This window comes from Candidatus Clostridium helianthi (assembly GCF_045310795.1).
GTDB classification, from domain to species: Bacteria; Bacillota; Clostridia; order Clostridiales; family Clostridiaceae; genus Clostridium; species Clostridium helianthi.
In genome coordinates this window covers 168330-188050 of sequence record NZ_JBJIAB010000004.1, presented here as the reverse complement: position 1 = coordinate 188050, position 19721 = coordinate 168330, and the positions used below count along the sequence as shown (strand labels likewise).

At 30.1% G+C, this 19721-nt stretch carries 15 protein-coding genes and 1 other annotated feature; of the genes, 1 reads left to right on the top strand and 14 read right to left on the bottom strand.

Translation table 11 applies throughout. The features are described 5' to 3' along the window. Positions 1-20 precede the first annotated feature (20 nt). The 11 genes from ACJDTP_RS05120 to ACJDTP_RS05070 form a co-directional block, all read right to left on the bottom strand. Complete coding sequence (locus ACJDTP_RS05120) at positions 21-713, bottom strand: Crp/Fnr family transcriptional regulator (RefSeq protein WP_406760667.1); 693 nt, start codon at positions 711-713, stop codon at positions 21-23. Between the two features lie 125 nt (positions 714-838). After that, positions 839-3268: a heavy metal translocating P-type ATPase gene (locus ACJDTP_RS05115; protein WP_406760666.1), complete on the bottom strand. Its 2430-nt coding sequence runs from the start codon at positions 3266-3268 to the stop codon at positions 839-841. Between the two features lie 22 nt (positions 3269-3290). Continuing rightward, positions 3291-3656, bottom strand: a complete 366-nt coding sequence (locus ACJDTP_RS05110; protein WP_011968780.1) for an ArsR/SmtB family transcription factor — start codon at positions 3654-3656, stop codon at positions 3291-3293. Between the two features lie 234 nt (positions 3657-3890). Beyond that, entirely contained in the window at positions 3891-4097 is a 207-nt protein-coding gene (locus tag ACJDTP_RS05105; RefSeq protein ID WP_012059444.1) for an alpha/beta-type small acid-soluble spore protein, read from the bottom strand. Positions 4098-4280: 183 nt separating this feature from the next. Next, positions 4281-5483, bottom strand: a complete 1203-nt coding sequence (gene nhaA / locus ACJDTP_RS05100; RefSeq protein WP_406760665.1) for a Na+/H+ antiporter NhaA — start codon at positions 5481-5483, stop codon at positions 4281-4283. A 131-nt stretch (positions 5484-5614) separates the two neighbouring features. After that, positions 5615-5672: a sequence feature (sodium ion sensor (DUF1646 type); this cis-regulatory element may regulate processes involved in with the transportation of sodium ions), on the bottom strand. 131 nt (positions 5673-5803) lie between these two features. Continuing rightward, positions 5804-6691 (bottom strand): DUF1002 domain-containing protein, encoded by an 888-nt coding sequence (locus ACJDTP_RS05095; RefSeq protein ID WP_406760664.1) that lies wholly within the window; start codon positions 6689-6691, stop codon positions 5804-5806. A gap of 391 nt (positions 6692-7082) precedes the next feature. After that, positions 7083-8747 carry an alpha-glucosidase gene (locus tag ACJDTP_RS05090; RefSeq protein ID WP_406760663.1) on the bottom strand — a complete coding sequence of 555 codons (1665 nt, stop codon included), beginning with the start codon at positions 8745-8747 and terminating at the stop codon, positions 7083-7085. A gap of 34 nt (positions 8748-8781) precedes the next feature. After that, entirely contained in the window at positions 8782-11154 is a 2373-nt protein-coding gene (locus ACJDTP_RS05085; RefSeq protein ID WP_406760662.1) for a glycoside hydrolase family 31 protein, read from the bottom strand. Positions 11155-11272: 118 nt separating this feature from the next. After that, on the bottom strand, positions 11273-12130 hold the full coding sequence (locus ACJDTP_RS05080; protein WP_406760661.1) for a carbohydrate ABC transporter permease: 858 nt from the start codon (positions 12128-12130) through the stop codon (positions 11273-11275). Then, positions 12130-13170: a carbohydrate ABC transporter permease gene (locus ACJDTP_RS05075; RefSeq protein ID WP_406760660.1), complete on the bottom strand. Its 1041-nt coding sequence runs from the start codon at positions 13168-13170 to the stop codon at positions 12130-12132. The genes ACJDTP_RS05080 and ACJDTP_RS05075 overlap by 1 nt, the downstream gene beginning before the upstream one ends. Before the next feature lie 163 nt (positions 13171-13333). Further along, positions 13334-14626 (bottom strand): ABC transporter substrate-binding protein, encoded by a 1293-nt coding sequence (locus ACJDTP_RS05070; RefSeq protein WP_171770928.1) that lies wholly within the window; start codon positions 14624-14626, stop codon positions 13334-13336. A gap of 446 nt (positions 14627-15072) precedes the next feature. Here ACJDTP_RS05070 and ACJDTP_RS05065 point away from each other — a divergent pair, with 446 nt between their 5' ends. Beyond that, positions 15073-16107, top strand: a complete 1035-nt coding sequence (locus tag ACJDTP_RS05065; RefSeq protein WP_077838811.1) for a LacI family DNA-binding transcriptional regulator — start codon at positions 15073-15075, stop codon at positions 16105-16107. A 242-nt stretch (positions 16108-16349) separates the two neighbouring features. On the opposite strand, the gene ACJDTP_RS05060 is transcribed toward ACJDTP_RS05065, so the two are convergent. From ACJDTP_RS05060 to ACJDTP_RS05050, 3 genes are all read right to left on the bottom strand, one after another. Beyond that, the gene (locus ACJDTP_RS05060; RefSeq protein WP_078115036.1) at positions 16350-16706 is read right to left on the bottom strand and encodes a hypothetical protein; all 357 of its coding nucleotides are present in this window, start codon (positions 16704-16706) and stop codon (positions 16350-16352) included. A gap of 73 nt (positions 16707-16779) precedes the next feature. Beyond that, positions 16780-18009 carry a cell wall-binding repeat-containing protein gene (locus tag ACJDTP_RS05055; protein WP_406760659.1) on the bottom strand — a complete coding sequence of 410 codons (1230 nt, stop codon included), beginning with the start codon at positions 18007-18009 and terminating at the stop codon, positions 16780-16782. A gap of 252 nt (positions 18010-18261) precedes the next feature. Then, positions 18262-19518: a S8 family peptidase gene (locus ACJDTP_RS05050; RefSeq protein ID WP_406760658.1), complete on the bottom strand. Its 1257-nt coding sequence runs from the start codon at positions 19516-19518 to the stop codon at positions 18262-18264. Positions 19519-19721 lie beyond the last annotated feature (203 nt).

Genomic DNA, 19721 nt, shown 5'->3' with positions numbered 1-19721 from the left:
GCTTTCCTAATTTCTCATCTCTAATTGTCTTTTAATATTTTATTTAAATCCTTAAGTATGATTATTTTACCTCTTTCTAATTTTATATACCCAAGCTTTTCTAAATTCTTTAGCTTTCTGCTTATAACTTCACGAACTGAATCAATTTCAAAAGCCAATTCACTATGAGTCGCATAAATTATTTTGCTTTTCTTGCTTATTAATAATTTTATAAGCCTTGTTTCAAGAGATTCATGAATAATTTCTTCTTTATTCCCTATGATAGTATTAAACTTATTATACAAGTCTTTATATATATATAATAAGAAGTCATTATCACTAATAAAATATTTTTTAACCACTTCAAAAGGAATTATACATATCTTAGAATCTTGAATTGCCTTACCTGTTATATTTAGTGATTCCAAATCTGATAAGCAGCTTAAGGCTTCATGACAAAATTCACCTTGGCTTATATTATAAAGATTAGTTTCTTCACCATTCTTATTAATTTTTTGTATTTTTATTACACCTTTTATAACAAATAATATCCCTTTACATGCTTTCTCTGTAGCTTCTACATATTCATCAGCGTATAAAGTTTTAAAATTGGCTTGTTCGTTTATTACTTCATTATTCTTTTTATTAATCTCATATAGCACCGGATATACCTTATATAGAGATTTTATATCTTCCAACCTATTCCCACTTGCTATTTCAATCCTATTATTCACTTCATCCCTCCTTTATTGTATTATATTCTTTTTTTCAATAAATTTGTGTGACTTAGTCACATAAGTAAAAACTTTACATTTAAAAAGTGTAGTCATAGCAATATTATGACTACACTAATTTATAATTATATATTATCTACTTTCATAGCTCTCATAGCATTTAAGACTGCAAGTAATGCAACTCCAACATCACCAAATACTGCTTCCCACATAGTTCCCATACCTACAGCTACAAGCGCCAATATTATCAATTTAATACCTAATGCGAAAACTATATTTTGCATTACTATAGTTCTAGTCTTCTTTGCAATCTTTATAGCCGAAGCTATTTTTGATGGCTCATCTGTCATTATAACTACATCGGCAGCTTCAATTGCTGCATCTGAGCCAACACCACCCATTGCTATACCTATATCAGCTCTAGCTAGAACAGGCGCATCATTTATTCCATCTCCAACAAACACTATCTTGCCTTTAGGTGATTTTTCTTTAAACAATAGCTCTAGCTCTTCTACTTTTTGATCTGGTAATAGTTCGGCATGAACTTCATCCAAACCTAATTCCTTAGCAATTTTACTTCCAACAGTTTTATTATCACCTGTAAGCATTACTGTCTTCTTAATACCTATTTCTTTTAAAGCTTTGATAGCCTTTGATGAATCTTCTTTTACTTCATCTGAAATAACAATATAGCCTGCATATTTCTTTTCTATAGCAATATGGACTACAGTTCCTATTTCATCTACTTTGTTATAAGATATATACTCCTTATCCATTAACTTGTAGTTTCCAGCCAATACCTCTTTTCCATCTAGAACAACTTTTACGCCGTGCCCTGATATTTCTTCATACCCTTTTATCTTATCTATGATTATCTCTTTATCATAAGCTCTTAGTATAGAAGTTGCTATTGGATGATTTGAGTAATTTTCTGCATAAGCCGCACAAGCTATGAGTTCATCTTTTGAAATATTATTTTCTGGCCTTATTTCTGTAACTTTAAATATTCCTTTTGTAAGAGTTCCTGTTTTATCAAACACAACTGTTTCAACATTATTTAACGCTTCAAGGTAATTTCCACCTTTAACGAGTATCCCATTCTTTGATGCTCCACCTATTCCTCCAAAAAATCCAAGAGGTATAGATACAACTAATGCACATGGACAAGATACAACTAAGAATGCTAATGCTCTATAGATCCACTGTGAGAATGTTGCTCCCTCAATAACAATCGGTGGTATTACAGCTAGTGCTAAAGCTGCAAAAACAACAGCAGGAGTATAATATCTAGCAAACTTTGTTATAAAATTTTCTGTCGGAGCCTTTTTTCCACTTGCATTTTGAACTAGATCCAATATCTTAGCAACAGTAGAATCTCCAAATTCTTTTTCTACCTTTATTGTTAAAAGTCCATTTTTATTAATCACTCCACTTAATATACTGTCTCCTACCCCTACTTCTCTAGGAACAGACTCACCTGTCAACGCAGCAGTATCAACCATAGAGTTTCCTTCAATTATTTCACCATCTAATGGCACTTTTTCACCTGGTTTAACTAATATAATATCTCCAAGCTTAACTTCTTCTGGATCTACTTTTTTGAAATCATCATTTATTTTTAAATTAGCAAAATCCGGTCTTATATCCATGAGTGATGTGATGGATTTTCTAGAACGATTAACAGCCATATCTTGAAACATTTCTCCTATTTGGTAGAAAAGCATAACTGCAACCCCTTCTGGATATTCGCCTATTGCAAAAGCACCAATAGTTGCTATAGTCATCAAGAAATTTTCATCAAATACTTGACCTTTAGCTATATTTTTTAGAGCTCTTAAGACCACTTCTCCACCTATAAGAATATAGCTTATTAGATATAATAATAATTCTATATAATTTGAAAATTTAAAAATAGTAGCAGCTCCAAAAATTATAGCACCAATAGCTAATCTTATAATTTCCCCCTTATCATTGTCCTCTTCAACTTTTTCATTTTTGCTCATAGCTCTTTTATCTATTCCATCAATTTCAACAACATTAACATCTGGTTCTATTCTTTTGACAATGCGTTTAACATTATCAATAATGGCATTTTCTTTTGCTGGGTCTTCCATCTCTATAATAAGCTTTGTTGATATAAAGTCCACTAGTGCAGATTTCACACCATCTATATTATTTGATTCCCTTTCGATTTTTGCAGCACAGTTGCCACAGCATAATCCCTCAAGTAGAATTTCTTTTTTTAAAATTTTCTCCGTTACCTTTTCTACAACTTTAACATGAGATTCAATATTAGTTACAATGTTAGTTACTGCTCCTATCAACTCTTCTAATTTATTAGCTTCATTTATTTCTAATATTAAAGTTTTAGTAAGAAAATTTACATTGGCAAAATTAACTCCATCTAATTCATTTATTTTCCGCTCTATTTTAGCTGCACAATTTGCACATCCAAGCCCTTCTAAAATAAATTCTTTCTTTACTTTTTTTATATTATCTTTCTTAGACAATTTTGCATTAACAGGACCACTAGCTATTTTTATATTGCTTGCCATAATGTTTCCCCCAATCTAAAACTTATTTTTTCTCAGATATATGAATCAACCCTTGATCAAAAATGCTTTTAACATGTTCATCATCTAGTGAATAGTAAACTACCTTACCATTCCTTTTATATTTCACTAATCTTGCTTGTTTTAAAACTCTTAACTGATGTGAAATGGCAGATTGAGTCATACCAAGTAACGCTGCTATATCACAAACACACATTTCAGCTTCAAATAATGCACATAGTACTTTTATTCTTGTTGAATCCCCAAGTACTTTAAATAAATCTGCTAAATCATAAAGTGTTTCTTCTTCTGGTATAGATTCCTTAACTTTATTGATTATATCTTCATGAATTATAGTGCAGTTACAAACTTCAATATTATTATTTTCCATACTCTTCACCTCTTCGTTTGAACATATGAATATCTGTTCATACGTTTATTATATTCGACATTACTTTATTTTGTCAATAGAAATGAGAATAATTTTCAGTATTTCCAATAAAAAAAAAACAATAAGCTTAATACTTATTGTTAAATTAAGAATTTTGTTTTTAGTTTAAAATTATACAATCAAAATAACAGATGTACTGAGAATAAACTCAGTACATCTGCTTTTATTTATCTTCTATAGTCCTTGTTCATAGCTTTCTATCATTCTTTTTACCATTTCTCCACCAACGCTACCGTTTTGTCTTGAAGAAAGGTTTCCTTTATCCATGCTTTCATAATTGCTTAATCCAACTTCTGAAGCAACCTCTGTTTTTAATCTGTTTAATCCTTGTTTTGCCTCTGGTACTAATGTTCTGTTTCTTCCACTATTGTTTGAAGCCATATGAATCTACCTCCCTTAATTTTTAATTTTGTTTGGCAGTAATATCTTAACCACTATCACAAAATATAACCTATAAAAATCTTAACAGAACTAGTACAGATAGCTTGTATTACAAAACTTTAACTATTCTTCCTTTGTCTTTGTTTCTAGAAAAATAAGTTCTATTTTTTCCTGGAATTTATACTACACTCGTTCTTCATTTTTAAATTTTATTATTTTAAATATTACAGCTCCAAATGTAGCCGATAGAATAGAAGCGATTATAATACTTATTTTAGCCATAGATAAAATACTTTCCTCTGTAAATGACAAGGATGAAACAAAAAGTGACATAGTAAATCCAATTCCGCCAAGTACACTTGCTCCATATAAATGCCTCTTGGTTACTTTAGAAGGCAATTTTGCAAGTTTTAATTTCACTAATATATAAGAAGCTCCAAAAATACCTATTTGTTTTCCAATAAATAATCCAAAAATTATACCTAGACTTACTGGGCTTACTATTGCTGTTGATAAACTATTAATATCTATAGTTATGCCTGAATTCGCTAATGCAAATATTGGCATAATTATAAATGAAGATAACGGCGTTAAGAAATGCTCAAATCTATACAAAATTGATGTTCTAAATTCCTCAATGTTTTTTCCGATAGGTAATCCCATTCCAAGTAATACTCCAGCAATTGTCGCGTGTACTCCCGATTTTAAGAAACAAATCCATAACATAATTCCAAAAACAATATAGAACCATTTATTCTTAATATTGAATTTATTAGCCAAGATAATCGCTAAAAAGATAATCAAACCTAGGATTAATGCAATCCATGAAACTTCACTTGTATAAAATATAGCAATTACTATAATAGCTCCCAAATCATCAACTATCGCTAATGCTGTAAGAAAGATTATTATTCCTTTTGGTGCCTTTTTACCAACCAAAGAAAGTATTCCTAATGCAAACGCGATATCTGTAGCCATTGGAATTCCCCATCCTATTATAGTTGTTTGGTTAAAATTGAATAGCACATAAATTATAGCTGGCACGACCATTCCACCTATAGCTGCTGATACAGGCAATATAGTTTTCTTAAAAGATTTGAGCTCACCAAATACTATTTCTCTTTTTATTTCCATTCCAACTACCAAAAAAAATATGGCCATCAACCCATCATTAATCCAATGCAAAATTGACATTGATAAAGAAAAATCCTTATATCCAATAGCTATATAAGTATGAATTATATTATTATACATACTAGAAAAATTTGAATTTGCAATTATTATTGCAGTAATTGCACAAAACAGCAAAACTAATCCACTTGAAGACTCATTCTTAAAGAATTGCAAGAATGGATTTAAAATTTTATTTTGAATTTTGTTTTTCATACTTTACTCTCCTTCACATAATTATTTATTCCCAAAAACTTAGCATAAATAAGAGATTAATTTAATCTTTTATTTAATTCTTAATTTATTAAAAATCTATACAAAAAAAGAGGTGGGAATACTCAAAAAAGAGTTTCCCACCCCAGAAACTAAAATTGCTTGAAAGCAAATTATAAAATTTGCCCAACCGTACATCTTAATATATTCATTTATTTCTTATTAGTAATTATATCATATATTACTATATTACTCAAGAATGGCAACTAAAATTCACATTTTCTTACTTTAACTAAATTATACTAAGATAAACTTTTAATCTGTTACTTAGAAAATGCACCTTTAATTGAACTTAAAAAATCAGAGAACATTTTTTCTAACTTATCAAAAAAACCTTGTGCTTCTTTGCTTGTTAGCTTATCTTTTAACTGATTAGTTACATCGTCCATCTGCGCTTTTAAATTATTATAGTTAAGGTCCAATGAATTTATTTTACTCATTACATCTTTAATTTTAGCTATATCTTCATCTGATAAATTGCCTTTATAATCTTTAACTGCCTTATCTACTATCTTATTTAATTCTTCATCTGTTTTCGGTTTTTCCTTTACTACATCTTTTTTTATGTCATTCATTAAATTACTAGCATCATTTTGCCCTATCTTTTCTGCGATATCTCCTGTAGTAACCAATTCTTCATTTGCTGCTTCTTTTTTATTTTCATCAATCTTTTTTCCCGTGCTGCTGTTTTCAAAGCCTTTTAGTATTCCTGTAAGCGCAGCAGTTCCTGATACCTTAAATGGTGCAGATGCTTTTACATTGGCATTTTCTACTCCTGCTGTAATCAATGCATTTTTTATCATGCCGTCATTAACCCAAGTAAGATTGTTTGTAGTAACATTTATTCCTCCTTTTTCTGTCGGTTCTACGTAAGAACATGATATTGCTTTATTACCAAGTTGAGCTTCTGTTGCAACTTTACCTAAATATGAATGTTCTTCCTTTGATGTTACCTCTAATACATTAGCATCACTTTTTGTTACCTCAAAATATTTTAACATTTCTGCCTTCTGAGCATCGCTTAAATCAGCTCCTAACGTAACAGATTTAAACGAATCTGCAAACGCCTGTCCTCCTGTTACTGAAGTAAAAAACACACTCAAAGCTAAAGATGAAATAATTGCTTTTGATATAAATGATTTGAATTTCATATTTTCTATTCTCCTTATATATTATGCTATAAATTATGTCCAAAAATTTAATTTCCTTTATTCCCGTTCATTATAGCATAAAAATAATTAAGTTTTATTTATTATTATATTACTTTTATATTAATATTTTAGTATACAATAGATTAATATACTTCATAAATATCACTTAAAAATACGGTAAAAGGCAGCTACACCATTCTCCTAGTAATTTTATTTTCCTTGTTTAAATTTTTTTCGTGCACATGCATTACATACTTAAATCTTTATAAAGCCAGATATTTATCTTCTAAAATTCTATAATTTCTCGCAAAATAAAGAATTCTCTCCATGTCTTTTGGAAAGAACTCTATTATATTTCTTAAATATTTATATTATAAATATATTTTCTTTACTAAACTTCAAGAATAACTACTTGATATCCTTGCAATATGATTTTATTCTTATCTTTCTTTATTTCTTCACAATTATTGATTAACACTTTAACATATTGTTTACCTAACTCAATAATCTGCTCTTCCTTTTGATAATTTGCAAGTATCATTAATTTTTTAGATTCTCCTTGCCTATAAAAAGCAAATAAGTTATCATATTTCTCTAACGTCGGTACGAATTCTCCATATACTATGGCATCTTTAAATTCTTCTGATTTTCTTAAATTTATGAGTTTCTTATAAAAATTAAATACAGATTCCTCATCTTTAATTTGTGAATTTGCATTAATCACTTTATAATTTTCATTAACTTTAAGCCAAGGCCTGCCAGTTGTAAAACCTGCATTTTCACTTCCATTCCACTGGAACGGTGTTCTCGCATTGTCTCTGCTAAATATATTTATAATTTTTAGTGCTTCTTCATTACTATATCCTTTTTCAATAGCTACATTATATTGATCTATTGTTGCTATATCATCAAACTCCTTTATCGAATTGAATTTATTATTTGTCATTCCAATTTCTTGTCCCTGATAAATAAACGGTATTCCTCTAAGCATAAGTGATATTGCCCCAAGCATTTTCTTACTTCTATCATTCAAGTCTTGTTCAGGAATATATCTACTTACGCCTCTAGGCTCATCATGATTTTCAATAATATTAGCCTTAAAGCCTACTCCACTTGTCTCTAATTGACTGTCAAAAATAGCTTTTCTTAACTCGTTAATTGAAAAAGGTTTATTATCATACCAACCAAATTCACTTTTTCCCAAGACTTCCATCTCGAAATCGAAGATAGAAGAGAAGTATCCGTCTTCACCTATAAATTTATCAAGTTCTCCTTCTTTTCTATTGAAAACTTCTCCAACTGTAAATGCATCAAATTTTTCGAAGGTTTTCTCTTTTAACTCATTTAACATGTCGCCTACACCTTCTGCTGCTTCTAGCATTCTATCTATGCTGCAAAGTCCATCCTCTCTATCAGCTGGAAAATCTTGAAATCTCAAATCTTTTTTTATGTTAATAATGGCATCAATTCTAAAACCTGCTAATCCCTTTTCAAGCCACCAGTTAACCATTTTAAATATTTCATTTTTTAGTTTTGGATTTTCCCAATTTAAGTCAGGCTGCTCTTTTGCAAATAAGTGCAGATAATATTTATTGGTATTAGGTATCTTTTCCCATACGCTTCCACCAAAGTAAGAACGCCAATTACATGGAGGATTATCACCTTTACCTTCACGAATATAAAAATAATCCGCATATTCTCCTTCTGGATCATCCAATGCTTTCTTAAACCACTCATGCTTATCTGAACAATGGTTTACTACTAAATCCATTAATATATACATATTTCTTTTTTTTGCTTGGCTTAGAAGTTCATCCATATCCTCCATAGTTCCAAACCTTGGATCAATATTATAATAATCAGATATATCATAACCTTGATCTACTAAAGGAGAACAATAAATTGGTGATAACCAAATTATATCCACTCCCAGATCTTTTAAATAATCAAGCTTACTAATAATCCCCTTTAAATCACCTATTCCATCTCCATTTGAATCACAAAAACTTTTTGGATATATTTGATATGCTACCTTGTCGTGCCACCATTTCTTCATAACGTAAAACCTCCTAAATTACTATTGAATATATTTATCTTGCTGGATTAGCTATAAACGCCTTGCCATTTATAACTTCCACTGTTTCTCCATTTATGACTAAAGCTTTCTTATTTAAATTGTGAACGATAAATTCTATATTTTCATATTTGTCATCATATCTATAATTTATCAAGTCAATTTTTATTTCAACGCTCTCCTTATTGACTACTTTAAATTTATAATTATTAAATTCTCCTAATTCATATTTAAAACTTTCTCCATCATCAACATAGTGATTATATTCAGTATCAGAATTATCATTAGATAGATAAACTTCTATAGTTAATGAATTAGATTGTTTTTCACCAATATAATTTTGTACTTGCCCTACTGGAATCAATGTTCCTCCTTTAATAAATATCGGACATAGGTCTAGTGGAGTTTTTTTAATTATATATCGTCCACCTTTATATTCTTCTTTTGTCCAATAATCTACCCAAGTTTCCCCTTCAGGAAGATATATGGTTCTAGCTTTTAATCCTTGCTCAACAACTGGTGCAACTAAAATATTATCTCCACAAAGGAACTCATCATTAATTTCATAAGTATTTTTATCACTCTGATAATTAAATAAAAGCGGCCTTATAAGTGGTGCTCCACTCTTACTACACTCCCACATCATGTCGTATATATATGGAATTAGCTTATATCGTAATTTTATATACTTCTTATTGATTTCCTCCGTATCTTTATCAAATGCCCAAGGTTCTTGATCCCTTGTTCCCATAGAAGAATGATTTCTAAAAAGTGGAGTAAATGCTCCGACTTGGACCCATCGACTTAATAATTCCCCAGTACAATCGTATCCAAAGCCTCCTACATCAGTCCCACAAAAAGCCATTCCGCTAAGTCCTAGATTCATAAGCATTGGAATCGACATTCTTAAATGCTCCCATGTACTTTGATTATCTCCTGTCCACACAGTTGAGTATTTCTGAGTTCCTGCATAACACGCTCTTGTTACTACAAAAGGTCTCTTTCCAGTTTCTTTTTTAACTCCATCATAAGTAGCTTTAGCCATCATATGGCCATATACATTATGAGCTTCTTTATGATTAACTGTAATTCCATCATTATTAAACATGACATCATCTGGTAACGGCCCTCTAAAACTTGCGGGTTCATTCATGTCATTCCAGATTCCACTCACACCTGAATCTATCATTATCTTTTGATTTCCTGACCACCAATCTCTAACCTTTGAATTTAAAAAATCAGGATAAACAGCATCTCCTGGCCAAACTTCATTTACATATGTTATACCTGATTTGTCAGTTGCAAAATACCCTTTTCTGAGCCCTTCGTCATAGATCTTATATCCTTTATCAACTTTAACTCCTGGGTCTATTATAGTTACCACTTTAAATCCCATGCTATTTAATTTTTTAATCATTGCTTCTGGATTCTGAAATTTTTCATTATCCCACGTAAATACCCTATAGCCATCCATATAATCTATATCTAAATATAATGTATCGCAAGGTATATCCTTTTCTCTAAGAGTGCTTGCAATTTCCATGAGTCTTTCTTCTGAGTCATAAGACCATCTGCATTGTTGATAACCAAGAGTCCATATTTGTGGTAAAGGCATATTCCCAGTAATTTCAGTATATCCCTTAATAACATTTTTAACTGATGGACCATAAATAAAATAATAATCTAAATTTCCATCAACTGCAGCGAAATAATAATATTCAGAATTATCTTTTCCCATGTCAAAATGAGTCTCAAAATGGTTGTCAAAAAATATTCCAAACGCATTATCTTTGCTCAATCCGATAAAAAACGGAATTGACTTATAAAGCCTATCAAATGTTTCTCCATGGGGCTTTGGATTATCTGTATTCCAATTTACATAATGATATCCTTTCTTATTTAAATGCCCTGTCTTCTCTCCAAAACCATAGAAATACATTTCTTCTTCCATTCTTTTTGAAACATATACCTTGTAATCAGATTCTTCCCTAAGAGAATGCCCCTCTGATTCTGCAAGCATATAATCACCATATCTTCTTTTAAAAGGTTTACTCTCACCTCTATAATCTGCACACAGCAATGTTCCTCTCTTATCATAAATATCTACTTTAAATTCATCATATATCTTACAAATTAATTTTTCTGTGGTTATCTGAATTCCATTTGTTATATTTTCAACCTGAAAATCATAATAATCATCTTTTAAATTTTCAACTGCTTTAGAATTTCTTTCCTCCCTATATAAAGGCACAAAGAAGTTAATCATATACGAATTCAATACTTTTATAAAAACAGCTTTTTCTTGGAATCTAATATTAATTACGTTATTTTCGATTTTATGACTTAGCATTTTACCAAATTTCATTTTTTCTTCCTGATATTTTCCCATACACTAGTACCTCCATTATTTCAACACTTTCTGAAAATGCTTTTATTCAAAAAACACTTAAAATTTTTATTAATGATATCTTTTACTTCGACTATCTATTATTTTATAAATTTATTACTTATTTAATTGCACCATCTACTATGCCTTTAATTATCTGCTTTTGAGCAAATAAGAATAAGATGATAATTGGTATCATTGCTAAAAATGCAGCTGAAAGAATTAAATCCCATTGCTTTACGTAAGATCCTACAAAAGCACTTACTGCCACTGGAAGAGTTTTTATTTTACCATTTAACCCCAACATTAATGATGGTAATAGATAATCATTCCATATCCAAATTCCATTTAAAATCAAAATTGTCATTTGAACTGGCTTTAGTAGAGGAAAGATAATTCTAAAGAAAGTCCCTTCTGGGCTGCAACCATCAATCCATGCTGCTTCTTCTAATTCCCGTGGAATTCCTTTTATAAAACCATGAAGGATAAAGACAGACATACTTCCACCAAATCCTAGGTAAGCAAATATGACACCTTGATAACTTTGCAGCATTTGAATTCCCAAAAAATTAGATATATTTCTAAATGTAGAAAGTAAAGGGAGCATAACAACTTGGAATGGTATAACCATAGCTGCCACAAGAAGCATAAAAATAAATCCAGACCATTTTCTCTTATTTCGGCAAAGTACCCATGCTGTCATTGATGAAAATAGAGACAATAAAGCCAAAGAAACGACCGTAATAAGTAACGAACTAAAAAAAGATTTCCAATAATTAAAGCTATCGTTGTGTATGACATTTTTAAAGTTTGTTAACATCTGCCCCCATTTATTAGGAATAGAAAGAGGACTGATTACAATATCTGCGCTTGTTTTAGCTGAATTTAAGACTACTAAAATAAATGGTGAAAGAATTATAATAGCAAGTATAATCCCAATAATTTCTCCAATCATAGTTCTTGTTTTTATCGACTTCATTATACTTCTACCTCCTTCTTCTTACTTATATACACCTGAGTTAGTGATACAACTGCTAATATGATAAAGAATATAACCGCCTTAGTTTGTCCAAGAGCGTATTGGTTTTTGCCGATTGCAGTATTATAAATATTAAGAGCTAAAAACTCCGTTGATTGAACAATATCTCCGTTTAGAATTCTACTAGGAGCACCATTAGTTATTGCTAAATTTAAGTCAAACTGTTTAAATGAATTAACCAATGTTAGAAATATACAAACTGTAAAAGTATTAGCAATCATTGGAATCTTAATTTTAAACAATGTAACCCAGCCACTTGCACCATCTACACTAGATGCCTCAAGAATATCTTGAGGAACATTTTGCAATCCTGTAACATAAATCATCATAATGTACCCCGCATATTGCCAAGTGCTAACTATTAGAATTGCCATCAATGCTAAATTAGGGTTTGTAAGCATAGACGCACTACCATTTATCACAACTGTGAATACCTTATTAAAGATAAACTGCCATACATAACCAAGCACAATTCCACCAATTAAATTTGGTATAAAGAAAGCTGCACGATAAAAATTTTTTCCTTTTACTTTTGATGTACAGAATAACGCTAATGCAAACGCTGCCGAATTTACAAGAATCATATTAACAACTGTAAAAATAAAAGTCACTATAAATGAATATACATAGTCCTCAGATTTAAACATACTGATATAATTGCCTAATCCAACAAATTCCGTAAACTTAATTCCATTCCAGTTAGTAAAAGAATAAAAAACACCGCATACAAATGGTACTAACACAGTTACAAAAAATGCAAATAACAATGGAAATAGAAATAAGATATTAATTATCATTCTGTGCTTCTTAGTTGGAAAACTATATAAGCCTAAGATTACTAATAAAGCGCCTACAATTAATATAGTTCCACGCATCGTGTTTTTATTACCAATAATATCTAGATATAGTGCAAAAGCCATAGCTAAAATGCCAACCAACATTACTCCGATTGAAAGCAATCTTTTTATATTTGTATTCATGCTTTTTCCTCCTAAACTTGAATGATTATTATAATCATTGTTGTAATTGCCCATACTTTGCGCTTATGCTTTCCCCCCTTTTAATATTTCACATGTACAAAAAATGCGATTAATATAGGTTACTCTATTTGTAAGTAACCTATATTAATTTATACTACAGTTATTATTTTGCCATATAATCTGAAACTGCTTTCTTCATTGCTTTTGTAAATCCATCTTTATCTAATTGGCCTTTAGCATATAATTCAAAAACAGGTCCTGTAGAATTCATTGCAATACCATCTTTCATATGTGTCCAATCCCATGCATAAGTTTGATTATTTTTAATATAATTGCTCTCACTCTTTGCTAGAGGTAAGTCTGGTTCAATAGTGCTTGTCTTAAATGGCGAAACCATTCCACTATCTTTTATCAAACATTTTTGGCCTTCTTCTGTAGAGACAAAAGCTTTAAGAAATTCTTTGCACGCATCTATTTTTTTACTATCTTTATAAATTCCCCAATAAGCTGGTGAATCTGCTAAAATACCTGGTGTATCTTTTGTAGTAAATGCTGGTGGCGCAATTCCGCAATCAAACTTCACATCATATGTTGCTAAAGAAGGATCTATCCAATTTCCTTGAGTAATAAAAGCAGTTTTTCCCTTTGCCCATAATGCTAACTGATCATCGTAAGTACCTGATATTAAAACAGTCTTGTCTGCATAATCAAATAATAATTTTACATAGTCAGCAAATTCCCCAAAACGATCATCGTCTAATTGTCCTTTATTCAACATATCAATATACTTTTTATCTTTTCTATCTAGTCCTTCTGATAAATAAGCACCCATAATATGATTACCAGTTGACCAGTACATCTGTCCTGATTCTGCTGCTACTGATGCAACCGCTTGAATACCTAGTTGCTCTTTCATTCCATCAATTTTTTTGAACGCTTCTTTATAAGCATTGATGTTTGTTAAAGTCTTTGGATCAATTCCAGCCTTCTTCAATATATCTGCATTATAAACTAATCCAATACCTTCAATAGCAAATGGAAATCCATACACCTTACCGTCATCACCCTTAAATGCAAAATCAGTATCTTTTACCCATTCTTGATCACTTAAATCTGTTAAATAATCTTTAAATGAAACATACGAATCTGGTCCAAACGCATATATATCTGGCATATTTCCTGCTGCTAAATAATTCTTTAACTGTCCATTAACATCTACTCCACCTCCAAGAGATTCAATATCTACCTCTTGTCCAGTTTTCTCTTGATATTTTTTTGCAAATTCTTTTAGTGGCTTGTCAATTTCAATTTTCGTATTTACGAAGCGAATTGCTTCACTATTCCCAGTTGATGTTTTAGAATCAGAACTAGCTTGACTCGAGCTACTTCCACAGCCTGATAAAGAACCAATTACCATAGTACTTGCAAGTAATGCTGCTAACACTTTTTTCCTCATATCTTTTCACCTCATATACATTTATTTAGATTAATATGATTTATATTTATATTATTATGCCTATCTTCGAGTCATTATGTTTAACGCTAAACTATATCATAAGATTAACATTGTTTCTTTTTTCTGTCAATCGTTTTCATAAGCATTTTTACCTCAATTATCTACATTTTTTATATTTACTATTATATCTAGCTAATTTAATAACTTAAAAATTCTTAGTACTTTTCTTTTGTTTATTCAAGTATTTAATGTCTAGTAAACCTAGTGATTAAACCTACTCTAAATACTTTACTTTTCTTATACTGAAAGGTCATAAAGTATCTTTTCCATACGTTAATTCTTATGATTAATGCATATGGTCTCATTGCAATAATATGTAATATATATTAATATTATCTATATACACTTATCTTCATAATAGTATATCGGTAAACTAGGAGGCAATTATGGTTACACTAAAAGATATCGCAGCTGAAGCTGGTGTCAGTATCATGACAGTATCAAATGTAATAAATGGAAATCATTCAAAAGTATCAAAAAAGACTATAGAAAAAATAGAAAAGATAATACAAAAATATAATTATGTTCCTAATCTAACTGCACGAAGCTTGACAGCTAAATCCTCTAAAATTATAGGAGTTATAGTTCCCATTAAGGGTTCGTTTAATAATTTGTTTAAAGATCCTTATATTAGTGAATTATTTGGCATTATACAAAATGTAGTTCGTGAAAACGGATACTATTTAATGGTTCGCTCAGTTAAGGATGTTTCAGATATATCTGCATTGCTTAAAAATTGGAATATGGATGGTGCTATATTTTTAATGCCTGACTATGACAATCTTATCTATTCAATATTAAAGGAAAATAAACTTCCAATGGTATTTCTAGATAGTTATTCAAAAATTGATAACATAATAAGTGTAGGTATAAATGATTATAAAGGCGGCTACATAGCTACTCGCTATCTTATAAACAATGGACATAGGAAAATTCTATTTGCAGGACCATGTCATAAAGATGGTGTTCCAATTCCTCAGATTATAAAAAGACTTGAAGGCTATAAAGATGCTTTATTAGAATCTAATATTGAGTTTAATGAAAGTCTCATAGTCGATGTAGAGCCTAACTACGAAGTTGGTATTAATTTAGGCAGGTCTATATGTAATAAAGAATTTGATGTTACTGCTGTATTTACAACGGCTGATATTATGGGAATTGGTATAATTGAAGGTGCTAAATTAAACGGAAAAATTGTTCCTAACGATTTATCAGTTATTGGTTTTGATAATCTTCTACCATCAGTTTATGTTACGCCAAAACTTACTACTATTTCTCAGGATATAGAGTCCAAAGCAACAAAAGCTGTAAATCTACTCATAGAGTATATAGAAAAGGGTTCTGTATCAAACAACAAAATAACTTTAGATGTAGAATTAGTCGAACGTCAATCTGTTGGACAATTATCTAATTTAAAATAACTGACAAACTTAGAAAACATCAAATAGTTCACGTTAAACTATTTATTTAGCTCATTTTTTAAATAAATCTGATGATTATAATGATTTTTGAAAATATAGATATCTGTAGAATCATGCATTATGCTTATTAGTACAAATGGCAATTGTTCTTATCAAACAATTGCCTACAAAATATTATAAATACACTTGTTTCTAACAAGATCATATATTTTATCTATCAGGCTTTTTCTTTAAGTATATCTCTAATAAGGATAGTAAGGGTACGGATAATATGGATAAGGTACTGGCGGAGCTATATAAGGTAACAAAGCTATTTCTGCCAAAGAAGCAAGTGGGAAATTTCTACGTCTGTAACGTCTAAATCTAGGCTTATAACCGTATCTTCCATATTGCCTTTGCTGATTAGAGTTTCCTTCATCCTCTTTCTCTGTTACATCTTCACCAATCAATACTGAAACATTATCTCCATCTACATTTTCAACAATTCCATCAAATGTACTTCCATCTGTCATTATTAAAGTTGCTCGGTAATACATGTATTTTTTGCAATTATCATATAGGTCTCTTAAATCTCTGTAGTTATCTTTTTCTACATCCATTCTTTAAACCATCTCCTTCCAAATATTATTCTATTCAAGAATAAGAAAGATTGTGATAATTTAAAGAATAAAATTATAGTATTTCATCTGCATTAACTTTTCTATAGCCCAAATTCCTCCATTCAAATATATAATCCTTACCATATATAGAATCATGTTTTATATTTTCATTCATCCCTTGCACTCCATTATTCATCGCCATATTTTCTTTACTAACATTCATAACATTATCTTTCATTGTCCCCGTTATATCTTCCATATTTTCATTATTCATCATGTGCTGATCAATAGAAAGCATTCCTTCAACTATTTTTTGTGCTTTATAACTTATATTTGAAACATCCCCTAATATAAAACCATGCATAAATGGAGGCCTTGGCATTCCTTTTGGCTGTATAGGTTTAATTAAATTAATATATCTATTTACCACTTCCGGTATTTTATCTTTTTCGATTAAAAGAAGCGGAGTATGTTTTCCCATATGAGCAAGTACTACACTAGCTATAATTTTCATTGGCTCATTAAGTTGTCCAAATGTAAAAGCATGACCTCCTCTATAATTTCGTCCCCATCCAAAATCAGTTTTCATATCATTATATCTAGAAAAATTTACTGCTATTTCGTAAGGATTTTCACCACCTATTCTGTCTACCTTTTTAACATTATCTAATCCTGATAAATAGTATTCAACATCTTTTGATATTGTTTTAGTTGAACCAATTATATAAATATTAATATCATTCATTTTCTTTATTATATCAATAGTACAATTAGGAATTCTATTTCTTTGTACAAATAGAATAGGATCTCCATGATGTGCAGACCAATACCCCGCAATAATTCCTTCTGAATAATCTTCCCCTGAAATTATAAGAATATTATTAAATTCTTTTCTTATCCTAGGTATTATGCATGCAGTCTCGTAATAATTACGACCTGATATATGCTTTGTTGTATAACCATGATCGTTTAATGCAAAAGATACATTTTTAGAAATATTACCGACTAAAATTACTTGTACTCCATTATACCCCTTAGGCGATAATCTCTCAATTTCTCCTAAGGTTTTTTCATTTAAACTATTACCATCAGTAAACAAAAGTGATGCATTAATTGGAAAATGGACTAAGGATGTTGCTGCAATTCCATCAAAAACTTCATCTTTATTGACTAAAATGACAGCATTGGGTTTCATATTATTAAAACCAATTTTAGATATTTCTATAGAAGTATCTAATTCATCATCAGCACAAATTCTAGTAGTATTTAGTGTAAAAGGACAACTTTTCAAAGCATCATTCATTGATTTTTCTCCTAAAACTTTTTAATATATAGTATGATTACAAGTTATATTTTGTCATGAAACAAAAAAGAAGCTAACCATTATGTAAATTATTGATTAACTTCTTTAAATATAATTTCCCTATAAAAGATGTAACCCACTCTATTGTTTTAGGATTATTGTCAACTTCTTAATTTCTTTCACAGCACTTTTCATTTTTACCACCTTTAAACATCATAATCATCATTAATACCCTCATTAACTTCATCTATATTACTTTTCTAATTGCTTCACTTTTTTGATAGCATTATAAGCATCTATAAGTCCATATCCTGATTGCTTATCCTTACCTTTGGACATAATATCCTTAGCAGTACTATCTAAAATATCTTCAATCTGACTTGGAGATAAATTAGGATCTTCTGCTTTAACCATAGCTGCTATTCCTGTTGCTACTGGTGCTGCCATACTTGTTCCATCCCATGCCTCGTAACCACCTGGAACTGTGCTTAATATTTCTACTCCTGGCGCTGAAACCTTTATACAATTACCATAATCAGAAAACGATGCCTTTTTATAATTATAACTCATTGCAGCTACTGTAAAAGCTCCGTCTCCAGCTGGACTGATATTATTACTATCTTCATTATCATTACCAGCCGCAGCTACTACAAATGCGCCTTTACTCTTAGCATAACTTATTGCTTCTGCAATTGATTTACTCTTCTCATTAGCTCCAAAACTCAAATTAATTATATCAGCTCCGTTATCTGCAGCATACTTAATCCCCCTAACTATGTCATTTACCTCACCTTCGCCATTGCTATTTAATACTTTTATCGGAATTATTTTTACGTCTAATGTCCCATCAATTCCTGCTATACCAATATTGTCATTAGCATTTGCAGCTATTATTCCTGATACATGAGTACCATGACCATTGTCATCCATAGTATCAGAATTATTATCTACAAAATTATATCCCTTGCTCTTTAATACTCTATTTTTTAAATCTGGATGAGTATAATCTACTCCTGTATCTAAAACTGCTACTTTAATTTCTCTTTTTTGTTTTATTAGAGGCCATGCTTTATCTGCCTCTGTGTAGCTTATATCCCACTCATACTTATATCCAGGATCATTTACAGCTTTATTAGTATTTTCATTTATCTCTCCTAATTTAAAATCACTTTTTACTGGAGTCTTCTGTATTGGTTTTATTATTTTTATAATTTTAGGCTCATTGATTATTTTAATCCCTTTTATATCACCAATTTCATCTAAGATGCATTGTTCTAGGTCTCTTGGTGACACTAAGTTATGCTTATTATTATTTTTATCGACACTTATTATATCTTTCACACTACTTAGAAGGCTATCTAAATCACCGCTTCTTAGTGCTCTTACAAAATTGCTTACACTATTACTCGTACTATTCATGCCATTATTTTTAGGTAAGTAATCTGAAATAGAAACTAATGTAAATATTGAAGCTGCAATTATTATAAATTTAACTAACTTACTTCTCATAAAAACCTCCTTAAATCATAGTTACTTACTAATATCTTTAATTATGAACAATAATACCTTTTATAAACTTCATTTACCTAATTGTTAAATAATAATACATCATAATTGTGTCGATTTTGTGAAATTCTTTATTTTTTATTTGGAATTGGTATATATGTTACAAAAATAATTCTTCATCATAATTCTAAAAATATTACAAGAAT

Coding starts and splice junctions, on each gene's coding strand:
- ACJDTP_RS05115 (WP_406760666.1), bottom strand. CDS start 3,268: ATGGCAAGCAATATAAAAATAGCTAGTGGTCCTGTTAATGCAAAATTG.
- ACJDTP_RS05110 (WP_011968780.1), bottom strand. CDS start 3,656: ATGGAAAATAATAATATTGAAGTTTGTAACTGCACTATAATTCATGAA.
- ACJDTP_RS05105 (WP_012059444.1), bottom strand. CDS start 4,097: ATGGCTTCAAACAATAGTGGAAGAAACAGAACATTAGTACCAGAGGCA.
- nhaA (WP_406760665.1), bottom strand. CDS start 5,483: ATGAAAAACAAAATTCAAAATAAAATTTTAAATCCATTCTTGCAATTC.
- ACJDTP_RS05095 (WP_406760664.1), bottom strand. CDS start 6,691: ATGAAATTCAAATCATTTATATCAAAAGCAATTATTTCATCTTTAGCT.
- ACJDTP_RS05090 (WP_406760663.1), bottom strand. CDS start 8,747: ATGAAGAAATGGTGGCACGACAAGGTAGCATATCAAATATATCCAAAA.
- ACJDTP_RS05085 (WP_406760662.1), bottom strand. CDS start 11,154: ATGGGAAAATATCAGGAAGAAAAAATGAAATTTGGTAAAATGCTAAGT.
- ACJDTP_RS05080 (WP_406760661.1), bottom strand. CDS start 12,130: ATGAAGTCGATAAAAACAAGAACTATGATTGGAGAAATTATTGGGATT.
- ACJDTP_RS05075 (WP_406760660.1), bottom strand. CDS start 13,170: ATGAATACAAATATAAAAAGATTGCTTTCAATCGGAGTAATGTTGGTT.
- ACJDTP_RS05070 (WP_171770928.1), bottom strand. CDS start 14,626: ATGAGGAAAAAAGTGTTAGCAGCATTACTTGCAAGTACTATGGTAATT.
- ACJDTP_RS05065 (WP_077838811.1), top strand. CDS start 15,073: ATGGTTACACTAAAAGATATCGCAGCTGAAGCTGGTGTCAGTATCATG.
- ACJDTP_RS05060 (WP_078115036.1), bottom strand. CDS start 16,706: ATGGATGTAGAAAAAGATAACTACAGAGATTTAAGAGACCTATATGAT.
- ACJDTP_RS05055 (WP_406760659.1), bottom strand. CDS start 18,009: ATGAATGATGCTTTGAAAAGTTGTCCTTTTACACTAAATACTACTAGA.
- ACJDTP_RS05050 (WP_406760658.1), bottom strand. CDS start 19,518: ATGAGAAGTAAGTTAGTTAAATTTATAATAATTGCAGCTTCAATATTT.